We start from the raw sequence: 12,202 nt of genomic DNA, 5'->3' as shown, positions 1-12,202 counted from the left end.
CGGGCGCTTTCCTTCCTAGCGTTCCCAGGGGAACCGCTTCTCCGTTGCGTAGTCGGACAGCCGCTGCCGGACCTCGGGCGTGGACATCAGCCGGCCGAACTCGCCGACCGCCTTCTCCTCCGTGGCGTCGGAGATGATCCACAGGTCGCGGAAGTAGCGCTTCATGTCGCCGATGACCGACTCGTCGAGCTTGGTCAGTCGGTAGGCCAGGCGTTTGACGACCGCCTCGGGATCCTGCGTCACCTCGTCGACGAGCTGGAACCGCTCGGCCTGCTCGGCGCTGACGGGCTGGGTGCTGAACGTCATCGTGTAGGCCCTCTGGAAGCCGGCCCGCCGGATGAGGAAGGGCAGCACGCAGCAGGGAAGCAGCCCCCACAGCGCCTCGGGCAGGCTGAAGGTGCTGCGCTCGCTGGCGTAGACGAAGTCGCTCGCGGCGGCCAGGCCCACCCCGCCGCCCGCGACCCGGCCGTCGACCTGCGCGACGACCGCGCGCGGCGTCGTGGTGAAGCGTTTGAGCAGGCCGAAGAAGTCCGCGCCGCCGTCCTTGGCGTCGCCCGTGGCGGCCTGCTCCAAATCCATCCCGGTGCAGAACACCCCGTCGCCGCCCTGGAGCACGAAGATCCGGCAATCCGGCGAGTTCTCGGCCTCGTCCAGGGCGGCGTGGATCTCCTTGATCGCCGCGCCGTCGATGGTGGCGCCGATCGTGAACCGCACGGTGGTGGCCATCGTCAGCTCCATCTGTATTCGCGGTGGAAGTCCGCGATCCGGTCCAGGACCAGCAGGCCCCGGTCCTCGAACCCCGCCTCGAAGAGCCCGCCGTAGGCCTTGGTCTCGAACACCGCGTTCCGCGTGCCGAAGCCGCGGTCCGCGCTGAGCTCGCCGACCTCGTCGAGCTCCTCGACGGTGAGCTTGCTGCGCTCGTCGAGCGCTTGGGCGACCTTGGTCACGGGCCGCGCGCCGGGCGGGATCACGCCGCTGAAGAACTCCGATGCGCACCCGGAGCCGTAGGAGAACAGGCCCGCCCGCCTGGGCGCCGGGAAGTCGCCCTGTTCGAGCAGCGAGCACAACGCCATGTAGAGGGCGGCCGAATACGTGTTGCCCACGCGCACCGGGTAGGCCAGCGACGGCGCCACCCTGGCCGCGAAGTCGGCCTCGATGGCGGCGGGCGCCAGCCCCTTCTGCTTGCGCAGCAACGTGCGGTGGGCGCCCTTCACCATGCCGGCGAACGGCGTGTGCAGCGCGAGGTAGTCGAAGGTCTCGACGATGTCGGCCCCGGCCACCCGCTCCTTGTAGGCGCCGAAGCTCTCCTCGATGCACCGCATGTACGCCAGCAGCGACAGGTCGGGGTCCACGGCGTCCTCGTCGTGGCGCGGGCGCAGCGTGTCCATGACCTCGAAGGTGTGGTAGCCGCTGGCCCCCTGGTCGAGCCGCAGCACCTCGGCGTCGTCGCCGACGAGCATGGCGACGGCTCCGGCGCCCTCCGACGGCTCCCAGTAGGTGGCCCTGGCCGTGGAGCTGGCGGCGTCCGTCGCGATCACCAGCGCCTTGACGCCGGGGACCGGGCTGGCGCCCACGACCCCGACCGCGCTCTGCAGGGCCGCAGTGCCGCCGTAGCAGGCGTGCTTGACCTCGAACGAGCGGCAGGCCGGGTTCAGGCCGAGGTAGTGGTGGACGTAGGTGCTGATCGGCTTGCCGAAGTCGAGCCCCGACTCGGTGCCGACGACGAGCAGCTCGATGCGCCGCCGCTCGGCGGGGCTCAACGACTCCACGATCGGCTTGGCCGCGTTCACGGCGTTGGTGACCGGGTCTTCACACGGCAGGTTGACCGACCTCTGCTCCATCATGAGGTTCGCGAAGCGTTTCATGTCGAGGCCGCGTGCCTCGAACAGCTCGCGCACCCCGATGAACGCCCGGCCGACGTAGGCGTTGATCGACTCGATCCCCAGAGCCATGGCTCAGGAACCCTCCGTCAGATGCGGGACCATCAGGACGTCGTTGATGGTGGTGGGGACGAACAACCGGTCCCAGCCGCCGCCGCCCTTGGCCTCCGGCACCCGCTCGGCGTCGTAGACCTGCTTGTGCATGCCCTCGCTGCGGTCGATCTCCTGCACCAGCCGGTAGTCCTCCAGCCTGCGCAGGTGGATGAGGCAGTGGATGCGGTCCTGCTGGCCCCACGTCTGCTCGTAGATGTAGGCGGTGGCCTGGCCGGGCAGCGAGTCGTTGACGTAGCTGGACCAGTCGTGGAGGAACTGGCGGCCCTCCTCGCGGAACTCGTACTTGACGTCGCCGGTGCGCAGGATGATCGCGCCCGCGTTCGCCGAGTTGAGCTGGGAGTCCTGCGGCTGAGTGGTCTGGTGCATCGCCGGGGGCACGAACAGCGCCGGGTCGTCCTCGGCGTGGTCGGCGAAGCCGTGCTGCGGGCACATGATCGTCTCGCGCAGGCTGCCGTAGACGAACATCTTCTCCCAGTTGCCGCCGCCCTTCTTCGGCAGGCGGTTCTTCAGGGAGATGTCCTGGAAGGCCTCGTCGTGATCGACCATCTCCAGCAGCCTGCTGTACTTCTCGGGCGACTTCATGTGCACGAACCAGTGCAGCCGGTCGCGTACGCCGAAGACCTCCTCGTAGCAGAAGGTCGTGGCGACGCCCGCCTGGGCGCGGTTCATGTAGCTCAGGAGGTCGACGCTGAAGTCGCGGCCCTCGCGGGCCATGTCGTACTCGAGCATGCCGACCCGGTGGATGATCAGCCCGGCGTTGCCGGAGTGCAGCAGCTTGTCAGGCGCCAGGGTGGTCTGGTGCTGTGCCGACAGCGGCGTCGCCCAGACGTCCTCGTGTGTCATGACCCTTCCCCTCGGTTGCGGCTCTGGGTGCGAATCTCGCTCATGGGGGCCGGATCGTCCGCTCAATATTGAGCAGACGATCGACGGGCCGATCGGCGTAGATTCCGTTGTGCTCGCACTAGGACCCGTCATGCCGCTGGGCACCCATGAGCTGCTGGTTTTCATCCTTCAGCTCGGGGTGCTGCTCCTGCTGGCCATGCTCCTGGGCCGCCTGGCCGTCTGGATGCGCGGCCCCGCCATCGTCGGCGAACTGGCCGTGGGCGTCCTGCTGGGGCCCTCACTCCTGGCGCACGTCGCGCCGGACTTCTCGGCCTGGCTGCTGCCCGAGCAGCCCGCCCAGTTCCACCTGCTCGACGCCGTCGCCCAGATCGGCGTGCTGCTCCTGGTGGCCATCACGGGGATCCAGCTCGACTTCGGCATGGTCCGACGGCGCGGCTCCACCGCCGCGAAGGTCTCCATCGCCGGGCTCGTGATCCCGCTCGCGCTGGGCATCGCCACGGGGTTCATGCTGCCGCGCTCGCTGCTGGCCGAAGGCACCGACTACACGGTGTTCGCCCTGTTCCTGGGGGTCGCCACCTGCGTGAGCGCGATCCCGGTGATCGCCAAGACGCTCCTGGACATGAAGCTGCTCCACCGCGACGTCGGGCAGCTGTGCCTGACCGCCGGCATGGTCGACGACGCGTTCGGCTGGTTCATGCTGTCGATCGTCTCGGCGATGGCGACCACCGGGCTCCGGGTCGGCCAGATCACCCTCTCGCTCATCTCGCTCGTGGCGCTCGTGCCCTTCTCGATCTGGATCGGCCGTCCCCTGGTGCGCTGGGTGATGCGGCTCGCGTCCCGCTCGTCGGAACCGGGCCCCAGCCTCGCCACCGCCGTCGTCCTGGTGCTGCTCTCGGCGGCCGCCACCCACGCGCTCGGCCTGGAGGCCATCCTCGGCGCCTTCCTGTGCGGCATCCTGATCGGCCGTTCCGGCCACGTGAACTCCGACTGGCTGGCGCCGCTGCAGTCGTTCGTGCTCTGCGTGCTCGCTCCCCTGTTCTTCGCCACCGCAGGACTACGCATGGACCTCACCCTGCTGGGCAAACCCGAGGTCCTGGTCGCGTCGGTCGTGGTCCTGCTGGTGGCGATCGTCGGCAAGTTCGCCGGCGCCTACATCGGCGCCCTGCTCAGCCGGTTGAGCGGCTGGGAGGCGCTGGCGCTCGGCGCCGGCATGAACGCGCGCGGCGTCATCGAGGTGATCGTCGCGATGGTCGGGCTCCGCCTGGGCGTGATCACCACGGAGATCTACACCATCGTGATCGTCGTGGCCATCGTCACCTCGCTGATGGCGCCGCCGATCCTGCGCTTCGCGACCCGGCGGATCAAGGTCACCACGGAGGAGCGCATCCGGCACATCCACCACCGCCAGCTCGTGGAGTGAGCCTCACTCCAGCGGCACGACGTACGCGCGCCGTTCGCGGATCAGCCCGTCGCGCATCACGAACACCTCGCCCATCGCCGCCCGCATCACGCTGCCGTCCTTCTGGAGCGCTTCGAGGGTCATCTCCGCCATGACGACGTCGTCCTCCTCGACCATGCGGGTGATCACCACCTTGGGCGGGACGCCGACCGGGTCCGGCCCCTCGATGTTGGCGTCGTAGGCCTGCTTGCCGGTGATGTGGAAGTGGCCGAACACGGTCCACTCGATGTCGTCGGTCAGGCACGCCAGGATCTGGGCGTGGTCGGAGCTGTTGAAGCCGTCGATGTAGCGGCGGACGGTCTGCTTGTTCGCGGACATGGTGTCTCCTTCGTTCACTGACCGGTCGGTGCCGGGCTGGCGTTCTCGACACCGGTCATCGGATCAGCGGCTCACCGCCAGGTGTCCCTGGTCCACGAGTACCACCTGATCGGCCGGCCGGATGCGGGGCAGCCGGTGCGCGATGACCACCAGGGTCCTGCCACGGCAGTACGACCGGAGCGCGTCGTACACCTCGTCGGAGGTGACGCCGTCGAGGGCGCTGGTGACCTCGTCGACGACGAGCACCTGCCAGTCGGCCAGCAGCGCCCTGGCCACCGCCAGGCGCTGGCGCTCACCGCCGGAGAGCTGGTGCCCCTCCACGCCGATGGGGGTGTCGAGGCCCAGCGGCAGCTTGGCCACCAGGTCGTCGAGCCGGACGGCGGCGATCACCCGGAGCAGGTCGTCCTCGGTCACGGCGTCGCGGGCGAACAGCAGGTTCTCCCTGATGGACGTGTCGAACAGGGTGGTGTGCTGCGGCACGATCGTCGCCACGTCGCGCAGCTCGGCGCCGCCCGCCCCGTGGACCTCGACGTTCCCTGAAGTGGGGCGCAGGAGCCCGGCGACGATCAGCCCGAGCGTGCTCTTGCCCGATCCGGTGCGCCCGCGCACGACCGTGACCGAGCCCGCGGGCAGGTCCAGGTCGATGCCGCTGAGCACCTCCCGTCCGTCGTCGCCGTACCGGTGGCCGACCCCGCGCAGCGTCACGCCGACCCCGCGCAGCGTCACGCCGGCCCCGCTGCCTCGGGCCTGGCGTCCGTGGTCGCGCACCGGCTCAGGCAGGTCGAGGTACTGGATGACGCGCTCGAACTTGGCCAGCGAGACGTGGAGGCTGCTCGACAGCTGCAGAAGGGACTGGATGGGCTGCGACAGCTGCATCTGGAGGATCACCATGACGATCACGGTGCCGATGCTCAGTCCCGAGACCGCCGTGCCCGCCACCCAGAACACCAGCGGCGGCACGCAGGCGAACGACGCTCCGATGATCACGTAGGCGGTGGCGCCCACGACCCGCTGCCGCACCGTGATCTCGCTCAGCTGCCGGCACACCCCGACGAACCGTTCGAGCCGGCGCCCTGAACGGTGCAGCGTGCGGCCCAGGATGATCCCGCCCAGGCTGAGGTCCTCGGCGGCGAACCGCAGGAGCGAGGTGAGGTGCCGCTGACGTTGCCTGGCCAGGTCCTGGCGCCGCCGGGCGAAGCGATGGTTGAGCAGGGCCAGCACATAGGCCAGGGAGAAGGAGAGCAGGGCCAGCTGCCAGCTCAGCACCACCATCGCGATGCCCGAGGCGGCCAGCGCGGTGAAGGATCCCAGGGCCTGCTGCGCGGTGCTGGTGACGAACCGGTCGATCCCCTCGATGTCGCTGACCAGCCTGGCCTGGACCTCCGAGGTGCTCTCCTCGGTGTAGAAGGCCAGTTCCTGCGCCTGGGCCCGGCCGTACACCGTGGCGCGCAGGGTGGTCGTCACCCGCTGGCCGATGACGTTGGTGAGAGCCACGTTGCCGACGTCCAGGGCGCTGACGACGATGCCGAGGACGACCATGAGCGCGCACAGCAGGGTCAGCAGCACGGCGTCTCCGCGCAGCAGCCCCTGGTCGATGACCATGCGGGTCAGCAGTGGATTGGCCACTCCCAGAGGAACGGTGATCAGCACGATGAGCAGCGAGGCCGCCACCTTCCACCGGTACGGGCGGAACCAGGTGAGCATGCGCCGGAGCACGGCGGTGGCGGTCATGGGAAGGGATGGGGGTCGGAGGCGAGTTCCCCGGGCGTCAGGTCCCGGTCGCGGTGGCCGAGCAGCCGCGGCACCGTCAGCAGCCGGGGCAGGTCGTGGAGCCGGCGATGGTCGTGCCCGAACGTCATCGACAGGGTGCCGGGGATCAGCACCTTCACGCAGGCGAGGCCGCCCGCCCGGTGCTCGGACCCGGTCTGGTCGATCACGATCACGTCGAGCCCCGTCTCCAGGTAGCGGCCGGCCGTCTCGTTGAGCACGCTCGTCAGGTCCGTGCCGGAGAAGCCCCGTGTGTCTCCGATGTCGGCCGGCATGCGGCGGCCGGGCGCCCCGGTGAGGAAGTCGAGCCGCCGGGCCGCGTCCGGATGCGCGTACAGCAGGGCGTGGTCCTCCATGTCCTTGACGAGCCCCGGCTCGTCCACCATCCGCCGCGCCTGTTCAGCGTGCTCGGCGTACTTCTCTCCCACGGGGGCGATGCTCGCGGCGACCTCGGAGAGGGCATTGGCCATCGCGCGTTCCGGGTCGGGGCTGGACCCGGCCGCGGAGATCGTCGCCGCCCGCCCGTCACCGCGCGGGTTCACGGCGACGGCCCACACGCACGGGATCCGCTGCTCGACGCTGATGTCATGGAAGAACACGTCGTAGCCGGTCTCCGCCTCCACGCACGCGTGCTGCAGCAGCAGCCCTCGATCGGTGACCCCGGACAGGTCGATGCGCGGCGCGGGCATCCGGCAGTACCAGGTCAGCAGGAAGGCGTCGCGCTCCGCGACCTCCAGGATCCCGTGCAGGACGGCCTCTTCGAGCGAGCCGCCGAGCGCGCATCCGTTGGAGATCTCGTAGACCAGCTCGTGCCCGTTCTGGTAGTAGGCGCACGACTCCGGCACCAGGATCGGTTCCTTCCTGGCGAAGGAGTAGCCCCAGACCCAGGTGTAGGTCTCGTTCACGTCGAACGGCCGGTAGCGGAAGCCGGGCAGGCGGTACCTCTCCGCGGGGTAGAGGCCCAGGATTCGCGGATCGAGAGCGTGCCCGGCGACCTCGGCGAAGCTCGCGCGCACCGTCGGCCTGCGCGCGCCAGGAGCCCCGCCGTACCTCTCGAGCCCCTCCAGCACGGCGGTGCGCCGGGCGGCGGCGCGCGTCTCCGCGCGTCCGTAGCCCGTCACCTCGCCGCTGCGCCCGCCCACGCCGGCCGAGGCGACCGTCATGACACCCGCCGTCCATTCCGAGATCGAGCCGATCAGCCCGCATACCGGGTCGACGTACAGCTCCTCCAGGTCCTGCGCGGGGTCACGGGTGCGGAAGCCGCGTTCGCGGTGCATCCGCCGTGGTTCCATGACGAGATCGGCCAGCTCTGCGGTGTCGTCCGGCGCGTCACCACAGGTGCCGCAGAAGGCGTCCGGCAGGAACGGGTGCACGCTGACGTCCAGGCGTTCGAGATCCACCATCAGCAGGGCCCGGCTCGTGCGAAGGCCGGCGCCCGCCGACAACGACGCGACCTCGGCCGCGACGAGTTCGGCCACCTGCGTGGCCGCGAGCGGGGTGACCCACGACGAGGGGCGTTCGCGCAGGACCTCGCCGTGCCTTCGCCAGATGGCCCGGTGCCCCTCCTGATCGGCGCGGACGCGGCGGCGGCGCCGTTCGGCGCATGACACGCAGCCCGGGACGCCCGGGGTCTCCAGGGGGCCGATCACCACCTGGCCGAGCTCGGCGCGCACGCGCAACCAGGGCACCGCGAGCCCGATCGCGGCCGCCCGCGTCTCCGCGGTGCGGGCGGTGTTCCAGCTGTCGTCGGCCGCGACCAGCAGCACCGGCGCGCCCGCGACCCGCGCCGCCGTGTCGTGGCGGGCGACCTCACGGTCAGCCGCCGTGTCGTGGCGGGCGACCTCACGGTCAGCCGCCAGCCGGGCGGCGATCGCGTCGTGCATCAACCCGCGTCCGACCAGGGCCACCTCACGCATCAGACACCACCACCCGAGTCAGATAGGGCATGATCGAGGACACCGCCTCGTCATGATCAAGAGGTACGGCCAGCGCCACCCGGCCGCCGGCGCGCAGCCGCGACACCACCTCCGCCAGGTCTGCCGGCCTGAGCGAGGCCCGTCGCGATGGTCCGCGCAGCCGGTCCGGCAACGGTTCCGCGTGGCCGTCCCGCGGTGACTGCAGGCGAACGAGCGCGGACCTCAGGCCCTCTCCCAGCGCCTCGGCCGGGTCCAGGTCGGCGAAGTGGCCGATCGTGACCTCGCCCGCGCAGAAGGCGAAGGCCGGGACCCCGGGCGATCCGGTGAGGTCGTAGACCTCGGGCAGCTCGCCGAGGCGGACCAGCACATCGCGGCATCTGCGCCCCTCCTCGTGCAGGTCGACGGCCATGACGTCGATCCTGGGGAAGGGCTCGGAGCGCGAGACGAGGCCGGCCGTGACCATCTGCAGGCACCGGCCGGCCAGCCCCTTGCCGAGGGCGTGCTCCCAGCTGTCCCCGGCCGCGAGCCCGGCGGGCCCGCCGTCGAACACGTCGGCGGCCGGGACCAGCCGGGCCCGGTCAGGGCGGTCGATCTCGTGCGCCCAGACGCCGGAGCCGGTCAGCCTCCCGGGATCCACGGTGCGCGCCGCGTAGACGGCCAGCGCCCGTCGCACGGCGTCGCGGTGGGCGGCCTCGCGGCCGAACCCGGAGCCGATCCCGGCCTCCCCGTCCGGCAGGACGGCCCTGCACACGTTCACCAGCACCTGCGGCTCGTCGGCGTCCACCAGCCTGACGACCCCCAGGTACTCGTCGACGCACGGGGCGACCCTGCGCATGAACGAGCCGCGGTCGAGGTGCTCACCCGCCAGCAGGGCGCGCACCCGCTGGAGGAACATCTCACGCGAACGCGCCGGGGCCGGACGGGGACGCGGCAGGCACGGATGCCGCGTGCGCCGCCACGTGTCCTGCTCGATCCTGACCAGGTGCCGGCGTTCGCCGGGCGGCACGGCCCCCGTCAGCTCGCGGTAGGCGGCCTGAACCAGGCTCGCGGCCGCCCCCGGCGGCACGGCTCCACCCGGCCCCGCTCCACCCGGCACGGCTCCACCAGGCCCGGCTCCACCCGGCCCCGCTCCACCAGGCCCGGCCCCACCCGGAGCGGCCCCACCCGGAGCGGCTCCACCGCCGCCCATCCGGTGCGTCACGTCGTCCCAGCCCGGAGCCCCCGGCGGCAGCAGCCAGGTGGCCTCGCTCGTGACGACCAGCAGGGCCAGGGGGATCGCGCGCTCCTCGCAGACGCGCTGAAGCCGGAGGGCGCCCGGCCCATCGCCCGCGTAGAAGACCAGGTCGGCGGCGGGCAGCTCGGTCACCGCGGCGCAGGAGAGGTCCAGCACCGTGATGTCCCGCAGGCCGGATGCCGACACCGCCCGGACCAGGCTTCCCAGCGCCGGCTCGGCCCCCGCCACCACCACGGCGCGTTCCGCGTAGCCGGCCTCCCGTTCCCCTTCGAGGGCGTCGCAGGTCCGCAGGAGCTCGACGACCCGCTTCACGGCCTGCTCGCGGTCTGGCGGCAGCCCGGCGGTCAGTTGCTCGATCGTGTACCTGCCGTCGAGAAACGGCAGGAGCCGATCGACCCATCTCGCGATGGAGGTCCCGTCGATCCGCGCCAGCCCGCGATGCGTGAGGATGCGCAGGCCGTCGCCGCTCTGCGCCACGTAGACGTCATCGCGCAATCGCAGCCTCATCGCTCCGCTCCCTGAAGAACGGAACCGAGGGCGAACTCGCCGACCGAGCCCTCCTCCATCGGGTCCAGGCCGGTGGCCGCCGCGAACGCGGCGGGGTTGCCTCCGCCGAGCGCGCAGGGCGCCAGCTCCATCGCCGTGGCCACGAGGTACATCGTCTGGAAGAGGACGCCGACGTTCTTCATGATCAGCGAGTAGGCCATCGACTGGTAGCTCCCCATGACGCGCCCGAACCGTGCCGCGATCACCAGGAGAGCCTGCGGCTCCTCGCTCTCGGTCGCCGACGCGGCCGCGGTGCGCAGCAGCAACCGCACCTCCGGGGTGGCGCCCCCGACGCGTTCGAGCCGGTGGCGCTGCGGGTCGTAACGGTAGAGCCCCTGCTCCAGCCCCGAGACCCGGCGGATCACCGGGTAGATCTCCAGTTCGTGCAGGGCCCCGCCGCTGGGATGGGGGCGGCTCACGTAGTCGGCGCCGTGGGCGCGGTAGAGCTCGCGGTTGCGCGCGCAGCGGGAGAGGAACTCCCCGAGCTGCGTCGCGGTCAGCGGGCGCGTCTCGTCGTGGCGCCGGATGGAGCGGCGGCGTTCCAGCACGGTGGTCAGAGCCGGGTCGCCGACGCGCACGCGGACAGGATCGGGGCGGGCGAGCTCGACGACCTCGCCCGCGAACGGCTCGCGAAGGGCCGGCCTGCCGCTCGCCCAGGCGCCCTTGCCGTACGGCACGCCGGTCAGCTGCGTGCGGCTGCGGTGATGGAACCACAACTCGTGCGGCTGCCATGACGGCGACCCGTCGTCCTGGTCGTCGGCCGGGGAGAGCGCCAGGCCGGCGGCCCACAGGTCGCGGCGCAGCCGGTGCACGACGGGGATGTCGTCGTCGGCCAGCCGCGCGGGCCCGAGCCAGGCCAGGGCACGGGAGTCGTGCAGCCGCACGCGGCACCACGAGCGCGGGGACTCCAGGACCAGTTCGTTCCGGTCCCTGCGCATGATCGCGAACCGCGACAGCGCCAGTTCCGCGGGAATCTCCCCCTGGGGCGGCTCCTGCGGACGCTCCGGCTCGACGGTGTAGAGGTCGGTTCCCGACCAGGTCACGGTGGCGTCCAGCCATCCCTCGCTCCGCAGCAGGCTCAGGTCCTGTTCCACCAGTTCCTCGATCGGGACCGGTTCCCGTCCCAGCCGGTGCAGCAGGGCCCGTTGCACCGGGTTCAGGCGGCCGAGCGCCATGCTGTACGGCCAGCTGAGCAGGTGGTACGAGCTGTCCGGAGTGACGCCACCGGAAACTCCCGGGCGGATCCTGACCCTCTCCTCGATCGGCGATGTCATGTCGGCCGCTCCTCCTCGCTCATCTCCAGGAAGGTCCGTGTGGCCAGGGAGGAGGCGTACCTCTCGGAGAGCAGGTCGACCCCCAGGCGGTTGGCGGCCAGGTGGGCGCACGTCGTCATCACCGCGGGCCGCGACCGCGGGTCCAGCTCCTTCTGCAGCCACGCCACGGCCTGCGACCAGCCGGCCAGGCCGTCGCCCGGCGGCATGGCGTCGGCCAGCTCGACCAGCGCCCGCATGCGCCGCCCCAAGGGCAGCAGGATGTCGCGTTGCCGCGCGAACCGGTCGTCGTGATCTCCCGTCCCCGCCGCGCTTCTCCCGAGCCGGAACCAGATGATGAGGTACATCGCCACGACCGCGGTGATCCGCTGCTCGGGGGTGACTCCTGCCGAGAGCGTCGAGAGGACGATCCTGCTGGAATCCACGAAGTGCTTCTCCACCGCCGGCATCGCGGCTCGCCCGTAGCGCCGGGTCTCCCTGCGGTAGGGGATGAACGCCACGGAGTTGTTCGGCGCCAGCTCCCGGGTGAAGCCCGGCAGGCCCTCCGCGCCTGCCAGGCCGGCGGCCGTCTTCTCGTACTCCTCCTGCTGCACGGTGTCGGCGGAGGGCCGGGCACGGAAGAACGTCTGGCAGCGGGCCTCGATGACCCGCCGGACCCGGTCGTGGTCCGCGGGCTCGGCTCTCACCCGCAGGCGCACGTGGGGTCCGGCGTCCCAGTAGCGGAGGAAGAAGAAGTCGGGGCGGTCGCCCCCGTCCGCCAGCTCGTCCATGATCGAGGGGATCAGATCGACGATCACGGCGTCCTGGTCTCCCTGGTAGAACAGGTGCGCGCTCACCCACTCGTCGTGGCCCAC

Annotated in this window: 10 protein-coding genes; 1 reads left to right on the top strand and 9 read right to left on the bottom strand. The window is 71.3% G+C overall.

The genetic code is table 11. The annotated features are described in order from the left end of the window. Nucleotides 1–15: 15 nt before the first annotated feature. Genes ACIBH1_RS31555 through ACIBH1_RS31545 form a run of 3 tightly spaced genes read right to left on the bottom strand, consistent with a single transcriptional unit; the run spans nucleotide 16 to nucleotide 2,837 of the window. On the bottom strand, nucleotides 16–726 hold the full coding sequence (locus ACIBH1_RS31555) for an enoyl-CoA hydratase-related protein (protein ID WP_397317605.1): 711 nt from the start codon (nucleotides 724–726) through the stop codon (nucleotides 16–18). A 2-nt stretch (nucleotides 727–728) separates the two neighbouring features. Then, nucleotides 729–1,952: a hydroxymethylglutaryl-CoA synthase family protein gene (locus tag ACIBH1_RS31550; protein WP_397317603.1), complete on the bottom strand. Its 1,224-nt coding sequence runs from the start codon at nucleotides 1,950–1,952 to the stop codon at nucleotides 729–731. 3 nt (nucleotides 1,953–1,955) lie between these two features. After that, complete coding sequence (locus ACIBH1_RS31545; protein ID WP_397317602.1) at nucleotides 1,956–2,837, bottom strand: DUF6039 family protein; 882 nt, start codon at nucleotides 2,835–2,837, stop codon at nucleotides 1,956–1,958. Between the two features lie 130 nt (nucleotides 2,838–2,967). On the opposite strand from ACIBH1_RS31545, the gene ACIBH1_RS31540 reads away from it, so the two are divergent. Next, nucleotides 2,968–4,257: a cation:proton antiporter gene (locus ACIBH1_RS31540; protein ID WP_397317601.1), complete on the top strand. Its 1,290-nt coding sequence runs from the start codon at nucleotides 2,968–2,970 to the stop codon at nucleotides 4,255–4,257. Nucleotides 4,258–4,260: 3 nt separating this feature from the next. Here ACIBH1_RS31540 and ACIBH1_RS31535 read toward each other — a convergent pair whose 3' ends face one another. The 6 genes from ACIBH1_RS31535 to ACIBH1_RS31510 form a co-directional block, all read right to left on the bottom strand. After that, nucleotides 4,261–4,614 carry a nuclear transport factor 2 family protein gene (locus ACIBH1_RS31535; RefSeq protein ID WP_397317600.1) on the bottom strand — a complete coding sequence of 118 codons (354 nt, stop codon included), beginning with the start codon at nucleotides 4,612–4,614 and terminating at the stop codon, nucleotides 4,261–4,263. Between the two features lie 63 nt (nucleotides 4,615–4,677). Further along, nucleotides 4,678–6,345 carry an ABC transporter ATP-binding protein gene (locus ACIBH1_RS31530; protein ID WP_397317599.1) on the bottom strand — a complete coding sequence of 556 codons (1,668 nt, stop codon included), beginning with the start codon at nucleotides 6,343–6,345 and terminating at the stop codon, nucleotides 4,678–4,680. Further along, nucleotides 6,342–8,297, bottom strand: a complete 1,956-nt coding sequence (locus tag ACIBH1_RS31525; protein WP_397317598.1) for a TOMM precursor leader peptide-binding protein — start codon at nucleotides 8,295–8,297, stop codon at nucleotides 6,342–6,344. The genes ACIBH1_RS31530 and ACIBH1_RS31525 overlap by 4 nt, the downstream gene beginning before the upstream one ends. Continuing rightward, nucleotides 8,290–10,038, bottom strand: a complete 1,749-nt coding sequence (locus ACIBH1_RS31520) for a hypothetical protein (RefSeq protein ID WP_397317597.1) — start codon at nucleotides 10,036–10,038, stop codon at nucleotides 8,290–8,292. Before ACIBH1_RS31520 ends, ACIBH1_RS31525 begins: the two co-directional genes overlap by 8 nt. Beyond that, nucleotides 10,035–11,351 carry a SagB family peptide dehydrogenase gene (locus ACIBH1_RS31515; RefSeq protein WP_397317596.1) on the bottom strand — a complete coding sequence of 439 codons (1,317 nt, stop codon included), beginning with the start codon at nucleotides 11,349–11,351 and terminating at the stop codon, nucleotides 10,035–10,037. Before ACIBH1_RS31515 ends, ACIBH1_RS31520 begins: the two co-directional genes overlap by 4 nt. Next, complete coding sequence (locus tag ACIBH1_RS31510) at nucleotides 11,348–12,202, bottom strand: lantibiotic dehydratase C-terminal domain-containing protein (protein WP_397317595.1); 855 nt, start codon at nucleotides 12,200–12,202, stop codon at nucleotides 11,348–11,350. The genes ACIBH1_RS31515 and ACIBH1_RS31510 overlap by 4 nt, the downstream gene beginning before the upstream one ends.

Origin of the sequence: Nonomuraea sp. NPDC050663, assembly GCF_044456985.1 — a bacterium.
Lineage (GTDB): Bacteria > Actinomycetota > Actinomycetes > Streptosporangiales > Streptosporangiaceae > Nonomuraea.
This window is presented reverse-complemented; position numbering and strand designations above follow the sequence as displayed.

Excerpts from the sequence above, each read along its gene's own strand:
- ACIBH1_RS31555 (WP_397317605.1), bottom strand. The coding sequence starts at position 726 with ATGGCCACCACCGTGCGGTTCACGATCGGCGCCACCATCGACGGCGCG.
- ACIBH1_RS31550 (WP_397317603.1), bottom strand. The coding sequence starts at position 1,952 with ATGGCTCTGGGGATCGAGTCGATCAACGCCTACGTCGGCCGGGCGTTC.
- ACIBH1_RS31545 (WP_397317602.1), bottom strand. The coding sequence starts at position 2,837 with ATGACACACGAGGACGTCTGGGCGACGCCGCTGTCGGCACAGCACCAG.
- ACIBH1_RS31540 (WP_397317601.1), top strand. The coding sequence starts at position 2,968 with ATGCCGCTGGGCACCCATGAGCTGCTGGTTTTCATCCTTCAGCTCGGG.
- ACIBH1_RS31535 (WP_397317600.1), bottom strand. The coding sequence starts at position 4,614 with ATGTCCGCGAACAAGCAGACCGTCCGCCGCTACATCGACGGCTTCAAC.
- ACIBH1_RS31530 (WP_397317599.1), bottom strand. The coding sequence starts at position 6,345 with ATGACCGCCACCGCCGTGCTCCGGCGCATGCTCACCTGGTTCCGCCCG.
- ACIBH1_RS31525 (WP_397317598.1), bottom strand. The coding sequence starts at position 8,297 with ATGCGTGAGGTGGCCCTGGTCGGACGCGGGTTGATGCACGACGCGATC.
- ACIBH1_RS31520 (WP_397317597.1), bottom strand. The coding sequence starts at position 10,038 with ATGAGGCTGCGATTGCGCGATGACGTCTACGTGGCGCAGAGCGGCGAC.
- ACIBH1_RS31515 (WP_397317596.1), bottom strand. The coding sequence starts at position 11,351 with ATGACATCGCCGATCGAGGAGAGGGTCAGGATCCGCCCGGGAGTTTCC.